At 52.1% G+C, this 265-nt stretch carries 1 protein-coding gene; it reads right to left on the bottom strand.

What is annotated here, in order from left to right; all coding sequences use genetic code 11:
• Nucleotides 1-265 (bottom strand): ArsA-related P-loop ATPase (locus VZP09_RS24475; RefSeq protein WP_328795527.1); only part of this gene is annotated, 265 nt, incomplete at both ends.

Genomic DNA, 265 nt, shown 5'->3' with positions numbered 1-265 from the left:
CCCTTCGTCTCCAGAACATGCTGACGATAGCGTTCGGTTTCATCTTGAGGGTTGATTCGGCTGACCTGCAGATTTTTGAGGCTGCCATTCAGCGTTGTACTGAGATGTGCAGCAGGATCTGAGGTGGTTAGATGCACATCAAAACCCTTATCCGCCAGACTGATGGCGATAGCCGCAGCCATTGTGGTTTTACCCACACCGCCTTTGCCCATCAGCATAATCAGACCGTGTTCACTGCGGGCGATATCATCGACCAGGACAGAGA

Origin of the sequence: Klebsiella sp. EMBS2024 (genome assembly GCF_036233805.1) — a bacterium.
In the GTDB taxonomy this organism is placed as follows: domain Bacteria; phylum Pseudomonadota; class Gammaproteobacteria; order Enterobacterales; family Enterobacteriaceae; genus Klebsiella; species Klebsiella pneumoniae.
The sequence above is the reverse complement of the archived record's forward strand: the minus strand, read 5'-3'. Positions and strand labels throughout refer to the sequence as shown.